We start from the raw sequence: 17,970 nt of genomic DNA, 5'->3' as shown, positions 1-17,970 counted from the left end.
AAGAGGGAAATAATGGCAGATCCGTACCAGACTTTGGGTGTTCCGCGCGGCGCGGCCGAAGCCGATATCAAAAAGGCTTACCGCAAGCTCGCCAAGGAGCTGCACCCGGACAAGAACAAGGATAATCCCAAGGCGACCGAGCGCTTCAGCACGGTGACGCAGGCCTATGACCTGCTGACCGACAAGGACAAGCGCGCCCGCTTCGATCGCGGCGAGATCGATGGCGACGGCAATCCGACCTCGCCCTTTGGCGGTTTCGGCGGCGGCGGCGGTCCGCAGGGCGGCTTCCGCCAGCAGGATTTCGGCGGCGACAGCGGCGATTTCGGCGACATTTTCGAGGGCCTGTTCGGCGGCGGCGCGCGTCGTGGCGCGCAGCAGCCCGGGGGCGGGTTCAGCGGCGGCTTTGGCGGCTTCGGCCGGCGTCAGCCTCCGCCCAAGGGCGCGAACGTCGCTTATCGCCTGTCGGTCGGTTTCGAGGATGCGGCAAAGCTCGCGCCGCAGCGGATCACGCTGCGCGACGGCAAGACGATCGACCTCAAGCTCCCCGCAGGAGTCGAGAGCGGCACCCAGATGCGGCTGAGCGGCAAGGGCGATCCCGGACAGGGCGGCGCGGGCGACGCGATCGTCACGATCGAGGTCCAGCCGCATGCTTTCTACAAGCGCAGTGGCGACGATATCCGCCTGGACTTGCCGATCACCCTTTCCGAAGCTGTGCTGGGCGAGCAGGTGCGCGTGCCCACTCCGGAAGGCGCGGTGATGCTGACCGTCCCCAAGGGCGCGACTTCGGGCAAGACACTTCGGCTGAAAGGGCGCGGTTTCCACAAGAAGGGCGGCACGCGCGGTGATCTGCTGGTCACGCTGATGGTCGATCTGCCCGCCGACGACGCCGAACTGCGCGCCTTTGTCGAGGGCTGGCAATCGCGCGATCAGGGGAACCCGCGCGCGAAGATGGGCGTCTGACCCCGCGTGGAGCCACAACAACCGCCAGGCATTTCGCCCGAATCTCCGGAGGCACGCCGCCGGGGATTCGGCACGGCGCTGACCGGCGGGCTGAAGTCGCTGGGCGTGAAGGACCGGTTCTTCGTCGTGCTGAAGCGGGTGGCGATCGGCACCTATACCGATGGGTTCACCTATGCCGGGAACCTCGCTTACCTATCGCTGATCACCCTGTTCCCCTTTTTCATCGTCGCGGCGGCGCTCGCCCGGCTGATCGGGCGGACGGGAGAGGGCCTCCACGCGCTCAACGCCTTCCTCCACACCGTGCCCCCCGAAGTCGCCAATGTGCTGCGCCAACCGGTACAGGACGTGCTCGAGGCGCGGACCGGCAATCTGCTGTGGTTCGGCGCGATCGTCGGGCTGTGGACCACCGCCGGCTTCATCGAAACGGTGCGCGGCATCCTGCGCCAGGCCTATGGCACCCAGTCGTCGACGCCCTTCTGGCGATACCGGCTGGGTGCGATCGGCGTGGCGGTGGGGTCGGTGATCCTCGCGATGGTCGCGTTCAGCTTTCAGGTGGTGCTGACCGGTGTCGAGCAGTTCATCTACAAGGTGTTCCCCTTCGCGGTCGAAGCGCAGCGGCTGGTCAGCTATACGCGTTTCGTGCCTGCGCTGGCGCTGTTCGGCGCGCTCTACATGCTGTTCTACTCGCTGACCCCGCGGAAATACCGCAAGGCGAAATGCCCCAAATGGCCCGGTCCCGCCTTCGTCACCGCATGGTGGATGGCGACCACCGCGCTGCTGCCGCGCGCGCTGTCGTCGCTGGGCAGCTACGATCTTACCTATGGCAGCCTGGCGGGGGTGATGATCGCGCTGATCTTCTTCTTCATCATCGGGCTTGGAGTCGTTGTGGGGGCGGAGTTAAACGCGGCACTGGCGGAAACGCCCGAGGAAGCGCTAGAGGGGCCTCAAGAGCAGGAGGTTAAGCCGACGTGACCGGATTGATGCAGGGTAAGCGCGGGCTGATCATGGGTCTGGCCAATGATCGTTCGCTGGCATGGGGCATCGCGAAGAAGCTGCGCGAGCAGGGCGCGGAACTGGCGTTCAGCTATCAGGGCGAGGCGCTGGAAAAGCGCGTGCGTCCGCTCGCCGAAGAGCTGGGCAGCGATTTCCTGATCGATTGCGACGTGTCCGACATGGCCGCGCTGGATACCGCGTTCGCGACGCTCGCCGAACGCTGGCCGACGATCGACTTCGTGGTCCACGCCATCGGCTTCTCGGACAAGAACGAGCTGCGCGGCGGCTATGTCGACACCAGTCTCGACAATTTCCTGATGACGATGAACATCAGCGTCTATTCGTTCGTCGCGGTGTGCAAGCGCGCGTCGGCGATGATGACGCCCTATGATCCGGAGACCGGCAAGGGCGGCGGCAGCCTGCTGACGCTGAGCTATTACGGTGCCGAAAAGGTGATCCCGCACTACAACGTGATGGGCGTCGCCAAGGCCGCGCTGGAGACCAGCGTGAAGTATCTCGCGGTGGATCTGGGCCGCGACAATATCCGCGTCAACGCGATCTCCGCCGGGCCGATCAAGACCCTCGCGGCTTCCGGCATCGGCGACTTCCGCCTGATCCTGAAGTGGAACGAGCTGAACTCGCCGCTCAAGCGCAACGTGACGATTGAGGATGTCGGCGGCGCCGGCCTCTACTTCCTCAGCGACCTGTCGAGCGGCACTACCGGCGAGACCCACCATGTTGACGCCGGCTATCACGTGGTCGGCATGAAGGCCGAGGACGCCCCGGACATCGCGCTGGCGTGAATCTCCCTCTCCCCCTGTGGGAGAGGGAAGGGGCCCGCGCCGCAGGCGTGGGAAGGGTGAGGGCCTTTTTGATTTGGACGCAGCAGAATGACCATCGCCATCCGCGGAGCGACCGGCGGGGATGTCGCGGCGATCGATGCGCTGCTGCGCATCAGCTTCCCCCAGCCCGCCGAAGCGCAACTTGTCCAGCAATTGTGCATCGATGGCGACATGGTGCTCACCCTCGTCGCCGATGACGAGGAAACCGGGATGCTTGCCGGAGTCGCGGTGTTCAGCCGGATGGCGGTGGAGATCGACGGCAAGCCGATCGCCGCGGTTGCGCTGGCCCCGGTGGCGGTCTCGCCGTCGCATCGCCGGCAGGGCGTGGCCGAGGCGCTGATCGGCGCGGGCTTGCGCCATCTCGGCGATGCCGGGGCGATGATCGCCTTCGTGCTGGGCGATCCCGATTATTACGAGCGCTTTGGTTTCTCTACTGAGTGGGCAAGCGGATTTGCGTCGCCCTATGCCGGTGACTATCTCATGGCGATGCCATTGCAGGACGGCAAAATGCCGTGCGGCGTGCGGGGCGAGGCGGTTCATGCCGCGGCCTTTGCGAGACTGGGCGGAGACCAATGAGCTTCAATACCTTCGGACGAGTCTTCCGCTTCACCACCTGGGGGGAGAGCCACGGGCCGGCGCTGGGCGCGGTCGTCGACGGGTGCCCGCCGGGACTGGCGCTGAGCGAAGCCGACCTTCAGCCGTTCCTCGACAAGCGCCGCCCGGGCACCTCGCGCTTCACCACCCAGCGGCAGGAGCCCGATCAGGTCCGCATCCTCTCCGGCGTGTTCGAAGGGCGCACCACCGGCACGCCGATCAGCCTGATGATCGAGAATGTCGACCAGCGTTCGAAGGATTATTCGGAGGTCGCCAAGGCCTATCGCCCCGGCCATGCCGATTATGCCTATGACGCCAAATACGGCTTTCGCGACTATCGCGGCGGCGGGCGTTCCTCGGCGCGCGAAACGGCGGCGCGAGTCGCGGCGGGCGGGGTCGCGCGGCTGGTGATCCCGGAAGTGAAGATCCGCGCATGGGTGGAATCGATCGGCGGCGACCGCATCGATCCGGGCAATTTCGATGCCGCCGAGATCGACCGCAATCCGTTCTTCTGCCCCGATGCCGCAGCGGCGATGCGCTGGGAGGCGCTGGTCGACAAGGCGCGCAAGGCCGGATCGTCGCTCGGCGCGGTGATCGCGTGCGAAGCGACCGGCGTGCCTGCCGGCTGGGGCGCGCCGCTCTATGCCAAGCTGGACAGCGAACTGGCAGCGGCGGCGATGTCGATCAACGCGGTGAAGGGCGTCGAGATCGGCGACGGTTTCGGCGCGGCTTTGCTTTCGGGCGAAGAGAATGCCGACGCGATGCGGCCGGGCACCAACCATCCCGAATTCCTCGCCAACCATGCAGGCGGGATCACCGGCGGGATCTCGACCGGTCAGCCGGTGACGCTGCGCGTGGCGTTCAAGCCGACCAGTTCGATCCTGACGCCGGTCGAGACGATCGACCGCGAGGGTAATGCCGCCGAGATCATGACCAAGGGCCGCCATGATCCGTGCGTTGGCATTCGCGGCGCGCCGGTGGTCGAAGCGATGATGGCGCTGGTTCTGGCCGATCAGAAGCTGCTCCACCGCGCGCAATGTGGCTGATGCGTAGGTGTTCGGTGGCGCAACCGGCCTGCTCGGCTCGATCTTCGCGGGACGGAAGGCACGGTTGAATGCGGACCGCGACCAGCATCACCTCGCTTCGATGCTGATCTCGATCGCCTCGGGCAGCGACGAAGTCTCGCGTGACGATATCCGCGACCTGCTGCGCGCGCGGGCGAAGGGCGCGCAGGTGACCGCGCGGGTCAATCATGCGGTGAAGCTCGCCGGAACGGCGGTGTCGGGCGAGCTCTACGACAAGGTCGTGGCGCTGGCGCGCGAGTTTGCCGCCTGAATACGACCGGGCGCGGCAGGGCTGCGTCGAGGGACGGAACGCTCGGCGCCGCTGCGGGCTTGTCTTCATGGACACCCCGTCCCGGAGGAATCCCATGCGTACCCGGATCATCATCGGCCTGACCGCCCTGTGCGGCGCGAGCGTCGCCATCGCCCAGAACGCGCCGACCCAAGGCCATTCGAACCACGGCGCGACTATCGTTCCCGCGCCCACGCCGACCCCGACCGAAAGCCCCACGCCGGGACCGGGCCCGCTGCCGTCGCCGCTGCCCAGCCCGACGGGCGAGCCCTCGCCCCAACCCGCGCCGCCGGGCCGCTAAGCGGCTTGCAACGTTGGATTTGGACTGATGAAATCGAGCGGCCGGAGATGCCCGGCCGCTCTTTGAAGTCCCGCTGAAGCCATTGCTTCGCTCCGGCGAAGGCAGAAGCCTTGGAAGGTGCGACTCTGCAAGGCCAATGCTCCGGCCTGCGCCGGAGCACGGTCAAGCCAGATCGACTTGGCCTCGCCCCGATAGTGTATAGTTGGTGTCGACTTCCGCCGGTCAGTCGGCGAAGGGATCTCGCACCAGGATCGTGTCGTCGCGCTCCGGGCTGGTCGAAACCAGCGCCACCGGGCACTGGATCAGCTCCTCGATGCGGCGGATATATTTGATCGCCTGCGCCGGCAGATCGGCCCAGCTCCGCGCCCCGGCGGTCGATTCGGACCAGCCCGGCATCGTCTCGTAGATCGGCAGAATCGCGGCCTGATCGGCCGCGTTGGACGGGTAATAGTCCAGCGTCTCGCCGCGCAGGCTGTAGCCGGTGCAGATCGACACTTCCTCGAACCCGTCGAGCACGTCGATCTTGGTCAGCGCGATGCCGGTGATGCCCGATACCGCGGCCGACTGGCGCACCAGCACCGAATCGAACCAGCCGCAACGGCGCTTGCGTCCGGTCACCGTGCCGAATTCGTGCCCGCGCGTGCCCAGCCGCTCGCCGGTTTCATTGTCCTGCTCGGTCGGGAAGGGGCCGGAACCGACGCGGGTGGTGTACGCCTTGGTGATGCCCAGCACGAAGCCGACGGCATTGGGGCCAAGGCCGGTGCCCGACGCGGCGGTGCCAGCGACGGTGTTCGACGAGGTGACGAACGGATAGGTGCCGTGATCGATGTCGAGCAGCACGCCCTGCGCGCCTTCGAACAGGATGCGGCGGCCGCGCGAGCGCGCTTCGTGGAGCATCCGCCATACCGGCTCGGCGAAGGGCAGGACGAAGGCGGCGATCTCCTTGAGCTGTTCGATCAGCGCGGCGCGGTCGATCGGGCCGACGCCGAAGCCGGCGCGCAGCGCGTCGTGATGCGCCAGCAGGCGGTCGAGCTGCGGCTCGAGTTCGTGGAGATGCGCCAGATCGCAAACCCGGATCGCGCGGCGGCCGACCTTGTCTTCATAGGCCGGGCCGATGCCGCGCCGCGTGGTGCCGATCTTGCCCGCGCCGCTGGCATCCTCGCGCAGCCCGTCCAGCTCGCCGTGCAGCGGCAGGATCAGCGGGCAGGTGTCGGCGATCTTGAGCGTGTCCGGAGTCACGTCGACGCCCTGGCCGCGCAATTTCTCGATCTCGGACTTGAGGTGCCACGGATCGAGCACGACGCCGTTGCCGATCACCGAAGGCGTGCCGCGCACAATGCCCGAAGGGAGCAGCGAGAGCTTGTACACCTTCTCGCCCACGACGAGGGTGTGGCCGGCATTGTGCCCGCCCTGGAAGCGGACCACGACATCGGCGCGCTCGGCGAGCCAGTCGACGATCTTGCCCTTGCCCTCGTCGCCCCACTGGGCCCCGATCACTGCGACATTTGCCATGAATACACGTCTCCGCCTGCCGGGCGGACCCAAAGCCGCCCTTCGACAGGACTCGGCGGCATGGGTGGTACGTGGTCGCCAGGGGCACCGCCCGAAGCCGCGGCGCGAATGGCCGCATGACGCGCGCCAGTCAAGAGGGTTTGGTTCAGCCGTCGAGCGCGGCGCGGATGCGGACGGCGAGCTGGTCGAGCGAAAATGGCTTGGCGAGCACCGTATCGGCCTCGGTGCCGGCGGCTTCGCGAGTATAGCCGCTGGTGAAGAGCAGCTTGAGGCCGGGCAGCTTGCGCGCGGCGCGGGCGGCCAGTTCGCGGCCGGTCATCTCGGGCATGACGATATCGGTGAAGAGCAGGGTGACCGGCTGGCCGCTCTCGATGATGCGCAACGCGGCGGGGCCGTCGGCGGCGTCGAGAACGGTGTAGCCAAGCTCGCGCAGCGCCTCGACCGAGTAATTGCGGACGCGTTCCTCGTCCTCCACCACCAGCACGATCTCGTCCGGCGTTCCTCGCGGCAGCTCGACGGGGCCCGCGGCGTGCTCCGATTCGGCGAGGTCGCCGTCATGGACCGGCAGATAGACGCGGACGATCGTCCCTTCGCCGGGTTCCGAATCGATGCGGACATGCCCGCCCGACTGGCGCGCGAAGCCGAAGACCTGGCTGAGCCCCAGACCGGTGCCCTTGCCGACACCCTTGGTGGTGAAGAAAGGATCGAAGGCGCGCGCGGCCACTTCGCTGGCCATGCCGACGCCGGTATCTGCCACCGCGATCATCACATAGTCGCCCGCCGCGATCCCGAACGCGATCGCTTCGCCGCCGTCGATCGTGCAATTGTCGGTCTCGATGATCAGCAGGCCGCCCTCGGGCATCGCGTCGCGTGCATTGACCGCGAGGTTGAGGATCATGTTCTCCAGCTGGTTCGGATCGGCCATCGCATGGCGGAGGCGGCCGGGCAGCCGCGTCTCGATCTTCACATCCTCGCCCAGCGTGCGGACGAGCAGCTCGGTCATTTCCGAGATGGTGCGATTGGCGTCGACCGCGACGGGAGCGAGCGGCTGCTGGCGCGAAAAGGCGAGCAGCCGCTGGGTCAGCGCCGCGGCGCGGGTGGCACCGTCGCGCGCGGCGGTCACATAGCGCTCGATATCGGTGCGGCCCTGCCCGATCCGCCGCTCCATCAGGTCGAGCGCGCCGATCACCACCGCGAGCATATTGTTGAAGTCGTGTGCGATCCCGCCCGTCAGCTGGCCCACCGCTTCCATCTTCTGCGCCTGACGCAATTGCTGCTCGGCGGCCATCAGCTGCCGCGTGCGCTCCTCGACGGCGCGTTCGAGTTCGCCGCGCGACCGGGCGAGCACTTCGCGGGCGTCGACGATATCCTGGATATCGGTGCAGGTGCCGAACCAGCGGGTGATCGTGCCCGCCTCGTCGCGCACCGGCTGGGCGCTGCCCAGCACCCAGCGATAGTCGCCGCTGCGGTGCCGCAGGCGATATTCGATGCGATAATGATCGCCGGTTTCGAGGCACGCGCGCCACACTGCCCAGGCGCGTTCCTGATCCTCGGGGTGGAACATGCCATTCCACGCCTCGCCGTCGGTGCTGCCGGGCGGCACGCCGGTATATTCGTACCAGCGGTCGTTATAATAATCGTGATAGCCGTCGGGCCGGGTCGACCAGACCATCTGGTCGATCGAATTGGCGATCGCGCGGAATTTCTCCTCGCTCTCGCGCAACGCCTGGGTCGCGCCGACGCGCTCCACCGCGTCCCACGAAATCTCGGCGGCGCCTTCGACGAAGCGCACTTCCTCGTCGGTCCAGTTCCGCGGCTCGGCGCTGTTGACGTAGAGGGTCGCCACCCAGATGCCGTTGCGCAGCAGGGGCACGCCGATCCCGGCGGGCGAGATGCGGCGCACGGCTTCGTCGGGATGCTCGACGGCGGTGTCGCGCATCACGACCGTCTGCCCCTTGCGGTAGCGTTGCGAGGTGTAGGCGACCTGCTCGGGGGGCATGGTGCCGGTCAGCGGGGGCAGCTTGCCGCTGACCCAGCTCGGGCCGAACTGGATGATCCCGTCGCCGAACACGCGGTAGAAGCCGACACGGTCGAGGCTCAGCCGCCGGGCCAGCGCCGCGGCGGTGAGGCGCATGATCGCGTCGGGTGTGTCGAGGCTGCGTTGCTGCTCGGCCAGCGAATAGATGAAGGCCTGTGCCTCCGTCGCGCGCCGCAATTCCTCGGCGGTGGCGCGCGCGACTTCCTCGGCATTGCGGCGTTCGGTGACGTCGAAGCTGAGACCGGAGAAGCGCGCCGGCTTGCCGTCCGCGCCGAAATGGCACCGGCCCTGCGCGCTGATCCAGCGGGGTTGGCCGTCGCTGCGCCGGATCCGGTATTCGACCGAATAGGGCGCGGCGTGCTCGACCGACTCGCGGATCGCTTCGCGCACGGCTTCGCGATCGTCGGGATGCACATAGTCGAAGAAGCGGTCCATCGACCCCTGACCGGCCGCGAGCCGCTCGGGCGAGACGCCGAACAGCCGGGAAAAGCTTTCGTCGCCGGTCACCAGTCCGGTGGAGAAATCCCAATCCCATGTGCCGACGCCCAGCGACGCGTCGAGCGCGAGCTTGAGCCGCTCCTGACTGCGGCGCAGTTCTTCCTCCGCGCGGGTGCGTTCGGTGACGTCGGCCGCTTCGACGAAGATGGCAATGGTCGCGCCATCGGCATCGCGGATCGGCTGATAGACGAAATCGAGGAAGCGCGTCTCCGGATCGGCGCCGGGCGTACGCTGGAGCGACACTGCGGTGCCCGACGCGCGAAAGGCTTCACCCGAGCGGAACACCTGATCGAGCAGATCGACGAATCCCTGCGCGACGACTTCGGGCAGGGCGTCAGCCAGCTTCTGCCCCAGCACTTCGCGCCGGCCGATCAGCTCCAGATACGCCGGATTGGCGATCTCGAAGATATGGTCGGGACCCGCGAGCAGGGCGACCGCGGCCGGCGCCTGTTCGAACATCGCGCGCAGCCGGTCGACTTCGGCGCCGCGTTGCCGTTCGGCCAGTACGAAGCGAGTCGTTTCGTTGCCCTGATTAAGCAGGCCGAGCACTGCGCCGTCCTCGTCGCGAATCGGCGTGAAGCTGTAGTTCCACCATGTGTCGCGAAGCTCGCCGCCGCGCGCCATGCGGAGCAGCTGGTCATAGGCCGCGAAGCCCTGTCCGCTCTCCACCGCGTCGCGCATCTGCGGGCCGACCACGTCCCAGATTTCGGGCCAGATCTCCGCGGCGGGCCTGCCCAGTGCTTGCGGATGCCGCTCGGCCGGGATCGGCGCCCAGGCGTCATTGTAGAGCAGATGGAAGTCCGGTCCCCAGTAGATCGCGGTAGGAAAGGTCGATCCCAGCGCCGTATCGAGCGCGAAGCGCAACGGTGTTGGCCAGCTTTCCGGCACACCCAGCGGATGAGCGGACCAGTCCAGCTCGCGGATTCGCCGGGCCATTTCGCCGTGGTGATCGAGAAATACCGGTCCGGAACGCATGGTTCGAGCGTTGCGGGTGACGACGGGGCTGTCAACCGCTCGACATATCGGCGATGCTGGCTATGGAGAGGCGCGAGGAGATCGTAACAAATGAAACTAGCCAGTCTCAAGCAGGGCCGCGACGGAAAGCTCGTGGTTGTATCCAACGACCTCGCCTGGTGCGCCGACGCCACCGCGATCGCGCCGACCTTGCAGGCTGCGCTCGACGACTGGGATCAGGTCGAAGGCGACCTGCGCAACCTCCAGACCGATCTGGAGCATGAGACGATCCCGATGCTGCGTTTCCACGAGCGCCAGGCCGCCGCGCCGCTGCCGCGCGCTTATCAATGGGCCGACGGATCGGCCTATGTGAACCATGTCGCGCTGGTGCGTCAGGCGCGCAATGCCGAGATGCCGGACAGCTTCTGGCACGATCCGCTGATGTATCAGGGCGGTTCGGACGGGTTCCTGGGCCCGCGCGACGCGATCCCGCTGCGCGACGAAGCCTGGGGCTGCGACCTCGAAGCCGAAGTGGTGGTGGTGACCGGCGACGTGCCGCTGGGCGCGACTCGCGACGAGGCGCTGGCGGCGGTGCGGCTGGTGGGCCTGACCAACGACGTGTCGCTGCGCAACCTGATCCCGGGCGAACTGGCCAAGGGCTTCGGCTTCTTCCAGTCCAAGCCGGCGAGCGCCTTCTCGCCGGTGTTCGTGACGCCCGACGCGCTGGGCGATTGGTGGAAGGACGGCAAGCTGCACCGCAAGCTGATGGTCGACCTCAACGGCCAGCCCTTCGGCCGCGCCGAAGCGGGCGAGGACATGACCTTCGATTTCGGCACGCTGATCGCGCACGCCGCCAAGACCCGCGCGCTGGGCGCCGGCACGATCATCGGATCGGGCACGGTCTCGAACCGCGACAGCGACGGCGGCCCGGGCAAGCCGATCGCCGATGGCGGCGTGGGCTATTCGTGCCTCGCCGAAGTCCGCACCGTGGAGACGATCCTGCGCGGCAAGCCCGAGACGCCGTTCCTCAAGGCAGGCGACACCGTCCGAATCTGGGCCGAGGACGACAAGCACCACCCGATCTTCGGCGTGATCGAGCAGACGGTGGTGGTGGGGTGAAACCGGACCGGGAGGATCGGCTTTACGACCGTGCCGAAGCGATCAGCGAAGGTCGCCTTAACGGACTCTATATGCCGATCCTCCGGGGCCTTGCGTTGCGAAAGCATCACCGCGCGATGCTTCGTCTGGCGGGGGTCTTCACGCAGGACAATTCGCGGGCCGATCTGGGATCGGCCGCGCGCGTCGGCGATCCTGCGTGGCTCTATCGGCGGGTATGGCGCTTAGGGGGCGAATATGCCCGTTTCGCGGCGCAAAACATGGCGATGTCGCTGTTCAACATCGGCGATCTGCAGGGCTACCGGTCATGGTTGCACCGCGGGGCTGAACTGGGTGATCAAGATGCCGGGCTCCAACTGGAATGTTTCGAAACGCGCTTGAGCCACGGTGCGGCACGTCAGATCGGCCGTGGACGACCGATGCGGCGTAACGGCAGCTGAGCGGTTAGAAGTCGAATACGCCCTGGCGAGGAGTCAGCCGCCATTCGCGGACCGGCTCGTGGCGGCCTTCGCCATGAATGCTGCGGATCAGCAGCAGGCGATCGGCGTGCCACGCGATCGGCGGAAAGCGAGCACTCCGGTTCGAGCGCTCGCCATAGGTGAGCGACAGGTGCGGGCGCAGGCGATAGTCGGGGAGCGCCATGCCCAGCGCCAGCAGTTGACGGACCAGCCGCTGTTGGACGCGGCACATGTTCGCGGCCCCCTTGCCGACTTGCATCGCGTTGCCGCTCAGCCGGGCGAGTTCGATGGGGAAGGGCTCAAGGTCTGCGGCGCAGATCGCCTGATGAAGCAGTTCGATTGCCGTCTCCGGGACATCGCGCGTATCGCCGAGCGGCAGGAAGGTCAGGTGGAAGCGATCGTCCCCATAGCGCTCATCGATGTCGAGTTGGCGGCGACGTTCGGCAATCGCTCGCGTCTGGCGCGCGGGCGGCTTGATCATCAGGGAGAGTGGCCGGTCCCCGATCATGGGATTCAATGAAAATCGTGCGACCGCACCGGGATGACGTCGTCGTCCCGATTGCCCGATCGCGGCGGCCAGCTTTCCAGTGCGCGCTGGCGGGGCAGGTGTAACCCGTCTCTTTGGCGGTCGCGCGGGTCGATCGTGCCGCCATGCGTCGCGCCGTCGCCGGGCATCGTCATGCGGGGCAGGTCGAGATCGCCGATGGTGCGCAGCATCGGGGTGAGGTCGGTCAGGCTTTCGGCGACGAGATGGATCACCAGCCCTTCCTTCTGCACCCGGCCGCGGATCGCGAGCATCGTCGCGGACATCACCGTCCGGCGGTTTTCCTCGAACCGGTCGCGCCACAATATGGCGTTGGCGATGCCGGTCTCGTCCTCCAGCGTGATGAACACGACGCCATTGGCGCTGCCGGGCCGCTGGCGCACGAGGATCAGTCCGGCGACTTCAATGAGGCTGCCGTCCTTGACCGACGCGAGATCGCCGCAGGGCCGGATGCCCTGCCGCGCGAGCTGGCCGCGCAGGAAGTGGATGGGGTGCGAACGCAGCGTCAGCTGGGTGGCGCGATAATCTTCCACCACTTCGCGGCCGTCGGTGAGCGGTTGCAGGATGACCTGAGGTTCATTTGCCTCCGGCGCGATCACGCCGCTGCGCTGGTCGGTTTCGAACATCAGTTGCAGCGGCGCGTCGCGAAGTCCCTTGATCGCCCATAAGGCCTGACGCCGGTCCAGCCCGAGCGCGTGAAAGGCATCGGCGCGGGCGAGATGCTCAAGCACGACCGGTTTCACCTTCGAACGGCGCCAGACCTGTTCGATCGAGGTGAAGGGGGTGCCGGCAAGGCGCGCTTCGACGATGGCCCCGGCATCCTCCGCGCTCAGCCCCTTAACGGCGCGCATGCCCAGCCGGAGCGGCAGGAGGTTCTGCCAATCCTCGGGCGTGCCGCAGAAGCCGGGATGCTGCCGGGTGCGGGGAAGGGCAGCATCATGCTCGACTGCCATATCCCATTGGCTGGCGTTGATGCAGACCGGGCGGATCTCGACCCCATGTTCGCGCGCATCGCGGACGATCTGCGCGGGGGCGTAGAAGCCCATCGGCTGCGAATTGAGCAGCGCCGCGCAGAAGATGTCGGGATGGCGGCATTTCATCCAGGACGAGGCCAGCGCGATCTTGGCGAAGCTGGCGGCATGGCTTTCGGGGAAGCCGTAATTGCTGAAGCCCTCGATCTGCTTGACGAGACGTTCGGCGAATTCGTCGCTGATCCCGTTGGCGTTCATTCCCGCGAGCAGCTTGGGCCGGAACTCGCCGATCGTGCCGTCGGCCTTGAAGCTGGCCATTGCGCGGCGAAGCTTGTCGGCTTCGTTGGCGGTGAATCCGGCGCCGACGATCGCCACCTGCATCGCCTGTTCCTGAAACAGCGGCACGCCCAGCGTCTTCTTGAGCACATGCTCCAGAGCGGGCGAGGGGTAATCGACCAGCTTCGGATTCTCGCGGCGCTTCAGATAGGGATGGACCATGTTCCCCTGAATCGGACCGGGCCGGACGATCGCGACCTGAATCGCGATGTCGTAGAAATTCAGCGGCTTCATCCGGGGCAGCATCGACATCTGTGCCCGGCTCTCGATCTGGAACACGCCGAGCGTGTCGGCTTTCCGGATCATCTCGAAGGTTGGGACGTCATCGTCCTGCAGGATGGAGGATGACAGGTTGAGCCTGACCTGCTTGCGTGTATCGAGCAGATCGAAGCAGCGCCGCATACAGCCGAGCATCCCGAGGCCGAGGATATCGACCTTCATGAAACCGAGTTCTTCGATGTCGAGCTTTTCCCATTCGACGACGCGCCGGTCGATCATCGCCGCAGGCTCTACCGGGATCAGATCGTGCAGTCGGTCGCGGGTCAGCAAGAAGCCGCCGGGGTGCTGCGACAAATGACGCGGCGTATCGATCAGTTCGCGCGCCAGTTGTAGCATCAGCGCGATGCGATGATCGTCCTTGTCGAGGTTCAGCGCATCGGCATGTTTCTCGTCAACATCGTTCGACCAGCCCCAGACCTGACCGGACAGAGCCGAAGTCAGGTCCTCGGGCAAGCCGAGCGCCTTTCCGACTTCGCGTAGCGCGCCGCGCGACCGGAAGCGGCTGACGACAGCGGTCAGCGCGGCATGATCATGGCCATAGCTCTGATAGATCCACTGGATCACTTCCTCGCGCCGCTCATGCTCGAAATCGACATCGATATCCGGCGGCTCGTGCCGCTCGGTCGAAATGAAGCGTTCGAACAGAAGCTGGTGCTTGATCGGATCGATGGAGGTGATGCCGAGCACGTAGCAGATCACCGAATTCGCGGCGCTGCCCCGGCCCTGACACAGGATCTGCTGGCTCAGTGCGAACTGCACGATCGAGTTCACCGTGAGGAAATAGGGCGCGTATCCCATCTGCTCGACGAGACCGAGTTCGTGGGTCAGCAGATCGCGATAGGGTTGGGGCGGGTTGCCCGCGAACTTCTGCTTGAGGCCGTTCCATGCGAGCGTGTGGAGGGCTTCCTGCGCCGACTTGCCGTTCAAGACATGCTCATCGGGATATTGATGCTTCAGTTCCCTGAGCGAGAAGGTGCATCGTTCCGCGATGGCCTCGACCGCCAGCAGTGCCTCGGGATAGCGCCGCATCCGCCGCGCCATTTCTTCGGGCGGCTTCAGGTGACGATCTGCATTGCGCTCGCGCCGGAAACCCAGTTCGTCGATCGTGCATTTCTCACGGATGGCGGTGACGACGTCCTGCAGCATGCGGTTGTCGGGATCGGCATAGAGCGTGTCGCCGGTGGCGAGCGGTGTCAGGCCGAAACGGATCGCGGCCTGATTGAGCATGTACAGGCGCATCGCGTCGCCGGGACGGCGGTGGTGCGTCAGGCAGAGATGGCCGCGATCGCTGCCGAAGATATCGGCCATCCATTGCAGCGACAGCGGATCGCCCATGTCCGCGATGCCGGGGACAAGGGCGGCGACGAGCCCCTCGGCGTGATCGGCGACATCTTCCCAATGGAGGAAGCATTGTCCTTTCTCGCCCTTTTGCGCATCGGCGCGGGACTTGCCGAGCGTGAGCAGGCGCGTGAGGCGGCTCCATGCCGGACGGTCTTCGGGCCAGACGAGCAGCGAGGTGCCATCGACCAGATCGAGGCGACAACCGGCGATCATCCGGATCGGCATGCCCAATGCGCTGATCGTTTCGGCAGCGACCAACCCGCGCACGACGCCGCCCACGGAGTTGCGATCGGTGATGCCGAGCGCGGGCATGCCCGCCAATGCAGCGGCCTCAAACAGATCCTGTGGCGACGACGCCCCGCGCAGGAACGAATAATGCGTGGTCGTCTGAAGTTCGCACCACGTCATCCGTACACGCCGTGCAGATACCAGCTCTGATCGCCGGTCACCGCGCGCTCGCCATCGCCCTTGCGGAACAGCCAATAGCGGTGACCCTCGTCATCCTCGACGCGGTAATAATCGCGGATGCTGTGCGTCTCGCTGCGGCGTTTCCACCATTCGCCATGAATGCGTTCGGGGCCGTCGGCGCGGACGACGCGGTGGGTGGCGCCGCGCCAGGTGAAGCGGCGCGGGGCATGATCGGGCAGCTCGGCCAGGACATGGTCGATCCGCTCGGGGCGGCGGAGCAGGCGCGCGGGCTTGGGCCAGTGCGGGTGCCACGGCTCGAGTTCGGGCGTGCGCGAAAGGTGGCGGACATCGCCCGGCCTGAGGCGGGGGGCGGCGCGGTCGGGCGGGTCGATCACGGGTGTGCGGACGGCGCTGCGTTCCGGCACATCGCTTTCGGCCGGGCTCATGCGCCACAACCGCGACAGGCCGATGCGAGTGGCGAGCGTATCGACCAGAGGCGCAAGATCGGGGGCCGCTTCCTCGTCGAGCCGTTCGACGAAGGGTTGCGGGCCGAGCACGTCCGATCGGCGGACATGGAGAGCGATGGCATCGATGCCATAGCCGGGCTCGACATCCTCGATCCGGCGGACGAGCAGGCGAAGCAGATGCGCGGGATCGCGGCTGGGGCGGGCGAGGCCGATGCGGATGCGCTGGGGCACGCCGTCGATCCGGTCGGCGACGAATTCGAGCCGCAGTGCGCCTTGCCCGGCCAGCGCGAGCGCTTCGGCGAGTTCGGGAACGAGCTGGCCCAGCCAGTGCCGGATCGCATCTTCGGTCAGGATCGGTTCGGCGAAGCGGCGGACGGCGGCGATCGGCTGGGGCGGGACGACCGGATCGAGCGGCTCGGGCAGCGCGCCCAAGGCCTGGTTGAGCCGCAGCGCGATGTGCGGGCCGAAACGCTTGACCAGCGGCGCGCGGGGAAGGGCGGCAAGCTGGCCGATCCGGTCGATGCCGAGACGCCGGAGCAATTCGACATGCTTTTCCTCGATGCGCAGCGCTGGCGTGGGGAGATCGGCGATGGCTGCGGTGGCGCTTCCGGAGGGGGAGAGGGTCACCCGCGCATCGGTGCAATGCACCAGCGCATAGGCAGCGCCGGGCGTGTCGGCGATGGCGATGCGCGCGGTGAAGCCGAGCCTGGCGAGCAGGCGGACGATGCGCCGGGCCATCGCCGCTTCGCCGCCGAAGAGATGATCGGTCCCGGTGATTTCGAGGAACAGCGTATCGCTGCCTTCAAGCGCGACGATCGGCGCGTAATGGCGCGCGAAGGCGACCGCGAGGCTGTGCAGCGCGGCGAGATCGCCTGCCGGATCCGCGGGGCGGATGTCGAGCCGGCGGACCTGCGCGCGCGCCTGCGTGACTGCCATGCCGGGGACGAGACCGAGCGCGCGGGCGTGCGGGCACGCGGCCGCGATCTGGATGCGGTTGCCTTCATGGATGCTGGTGATGAGGGGGTGAAATTCCTCCCCGGCAGGGGGAGGGGGACCGCGACGCGAAGCGGCGGGGTGGAGGGGGCTCTCCGCACGCGCCGACCTTCGAGGCGGGGCCCCTGCACCAGCTTCGCTGGTCCCCCTTCCCGTGCCGGGGAGGCGCTTTTCATCCCGCGCCCATCGCGCGCCCGGGCGCCAGCCGCCGTTGCGAGGCGCTGCGGCGAGGCCTGCAGCCGCGCGCTCAGGCGGCGCGGCGGTTGGCTCGGCCCGACGCAGCCGTTCGATCGGCCATTGCGGCAGGTAGAGCGCAGCGACCCGTTTCATCGCTGGCCTCCACGATTTGAGTGAAAGGCTCGCCGCCTTTCTGGCGGACAAGGGCGAGGTGCCAGCGCGCGCGACCGATCCCCTCGACCGGCAGCGGCGCCGAAGGGGCGCAGGTGATCCGCCAGCGCGTGACGGCAGCGGAGGGCGCGGCGAGCGGATCGTCGCCTTCGCGGGCATGGCGGCGCAGCAGCAGCGCGATGGTGCGCCCGCCTTCGGCCGCGAGCTGTAGGCGGCGCGTCGCTGTCATGTCGGCGCGCTTGGCTTCGCCGATCACCGCGCCCAGACCGCGATGGCGCAGCCCTTCCTCCATGATCGCCAGCATCTCGGCATCGTCGGCGGCTTCGGCATAGAGCAGCCTTTTGGCGTCAAGGCCTGCCTGCGACAGCCCGGGCGCGAACAGATCGTGGCGACGCACCACCCACAGTACCGGTCCCCAGGCGCGCGCGGCGATCCCGGCCATGAACAGGGTCGCCGCGCAATCGTCGGACATGTCGTGCGAACCGGCGGCGACTTCGTGGAGCGCGTCGAGCCGGAGCCCTTCATTGGCGAGGCGCGAATCGATCTTCTCGATGCCGAAGGGCAAGGCAGGGCGGCGGCGGAATCCGCCGGTTTCGAGACCGCTGAGCGTCTCGCGCAATTGCTTCAGGACGGCAGGATCGGCCATGATACAGCGACTCGTGGG

Annotated in this window: 15 protein-coding genes; 9 read left to right on the top strand and 6 right to left on the bottom strand. The window is 67.2% G+C overall.

The features are described 5' to 3' along the window. Positions 1-12: 12 nt before the first annotated feature. The 7 genes from HHL13_RS18435 (at position 13) to HHL13_RS22770 (ending at position 5,043) form a co-directional block, all read left to right on the top strand. Positions 13-960: a J domain-containing protein gene (locus HHL13_RS18435; RefSeq protein WP_169557406.1), complete on the top strand. Its 948-nt coding sequence runs from the start codon at positions 13-15 to the stop codon at positions 958-960. 78 nt (positions 961-1,038) lie between these two features. Then, positions 1,039-1,932: a YihY/virulence factor BrkB family protein gene (locus HHL13_RS18430; RefSeq protein WP_206377156.1), complete on the top strand. Its 894-nt coding sequence runs from the start codon at positions 1,039-1,041 to the stop codon at positions 1,930-1,932. Beyond that, entirely contained in the window at positions 1,929-2,756 is an 828-nt protein-coding gene (gene fabI / locus HHL13_RS18425; RefSeq protein WP_169557405.1) for an enoyl-ACP reductase FabI, read from the top strand. The genes HHL13_RS18430 and fabI overlap by 4 nt, the downstream gene beginning before the upstream one ends. A gap of 87 nt (positions 2,757-2,843) precedes the next feature. Continuing rightward, the gene (locus HHL13_RS18420) at positions 2,844-3,371 is read left to right on the top strand and encodes an N-acetyltransferase (RefSeq protein WP_169557404.1); all 528 of its coding nucleotides are present in this window, start codon (positions 2,844-2,846) and stop codon (positions 3,369-3,371) included. Continuing rightward, positions 3,368-4,435, top strand: coding sequence for a chorismate synthase (gene aroC / locus HHL13_RS18415; RefSeq protein ID WP_169557403.1), 1,068 nt, complete (start codon positions 3,368-3,370; stop codon positions 4,433-4,435). Before HHL13_RS18420 ends, aroC begins: the two co-directional genes overlap by 4 nt. 7 nt (positions 4,436-4,442) lie before the next feature. Next, positions 4,443-4,724 carry a hypothetical protein gene (locus HHL13_RS18410; RefSeq protein ID WP_169557402.1) on the top strand — a complete coding sequence of 94 codons (282 nt, stop codon included), beginning with the start codon at positions 4,443-4,445 and terminating at the stop codon, positions 4,722-4,724. 94 nt (positions 4,725-4,818) lie between these two features. After that, a complete protein-coding gene (locus HHL13_RS22770) occupies positions 4,819-5,043 on the top strand; it encodes a hypothetical protein (protein WP_169557401.1) in 225 nt (74 codons plus the stop codon). 222 nt (positions 5,044-5,265) lie between these two features. On the opposite strand, the gene HHL13_RS18400 is transcribed toward HHL13_RS22770, so the two are convergent. Next, complete coding sequence (locus HHL13_RS18400; protein WP_169557400.1) at positions 5,266-6,555, bottom strand: adenylosuccinate synthase; 1,290 nt, start codon at positions 6,553-6,555, stop codon at positions 5,266-5,268. A 145-nt stretch (positions 6,556-6,700) separates the two neighbouring features. Then, complete coding sequence (locus HHL13_RS18395) at positions 6,701-10,066, bottom strand: PAS domain-containing protein (protein WP_240953894.1); 3,366 nt, start codon at positions 10,064-10,066, stop codon at positions 6,701-6,703. A gap of 90 nt (positions 10,067-10,156) precedes the next feature. Between HHL13_RS18395 and HHL13_RS18390 the strand changes: the two genes are divergently transcribed. Further along, the gene (locus tag HHL13_RS18390) at positions 10,157-11,164 is read left to right on the top strand and encodes a fumarylacetoacetate hydrolase family protein (protein ID WP_169557399.1); all 1,008 of its coding nucleotides are present in this window, start codon (positions 10,157-10,159) and stop codon (positions 11,162-11,164) included. Next, positions 11,161-11,601, top strand: a complete 441-nt coding sequence (locus tag HHL13_RS18385; protein ID WP_169557398.1) for a hypothetical protein — start codon at positions 11,161-11,163, stop codon at positions 11,599-11,601. Before HHL13_RS18390 ends, HHL13_RS18385 begins: the two co-directional genes overlap by 4 nt. A 4-nt stretch (positions 11,602-11,605) precedes the next feature. Here HHL13_RS18385 and HHL13_RS18380 read toward each other — a convergent pair whose 3' ends face one another. The 4 genes from HHL13_RS18380 to HHL13_RS18365 form a co-directional block, all read right to left on the bottom strand. Then, a complete protein-coding gene (locus tag HHL13_RS18380; protein ID WP_169557397.1) occupies positions 11,606-12,100 on the bottom strand; it encodes a 2'-5' RNA ligase family protein in 495 nt (164 codons plus the stop codon). Positions 12,101-12,132: 32 nt separating this feature from the next. After that, positions 12,133-15,498 carry an error-prone DNA polymerase gene (locus tag HHL13_RS18375; RefSeq protein WP_169557396.1) on the bottom strand — a complete coding sequence of 1,122 codons (3,366 nt, stop codon included), beginning with the start codon at positions 15,496-15,498 and terminating at the stop codon, positions 12,133-12,135. Next, positions 15,495-16,949 (bottom strand): DNA polymerase Y family protein, encoded by a 1,455-nt coding sequence (locus tag HHL13_RS18370; RefSeq protein WP_346775614.1) that lies wholly within the window; start codon positions 16,947-16,949, stop codon positions 15,495-15,497. Before HHL13_RS18370 ends, HHL13_RS18375 begins: the two co-directional genes overlap by 4 nt. A 256-nt stretch (positions 16,950-17,205) precedes the next feature. Then, positions 17,206-17,952 (bottom strand): protein ImuA, encoded by a 747-nt coding sequence (locus tag HHL13_RS18365; RefSeq protein ID WP_169557394.1) that lies wholly within the window; start codon positions 17,950-17,952, stop codon positions 17,206-17,208. Between the last annotated feature and the right edge of the window lie 18 nt (positions 17,953-17,970).

Source organism: Sphingomonas sp. G-3-2-10 (assembly GCF_012927115.1).
Lineage (GTDB): Bacteria > Pseudomonadota > Alphaproteobacteria > Sphingomonadales > Sphingomonadaceae > Sphingomonas.
Note: the sequence above shows the minus strand (reverse complement) of the source record. Positions and strands in the feature narration are given on the sequence as shown.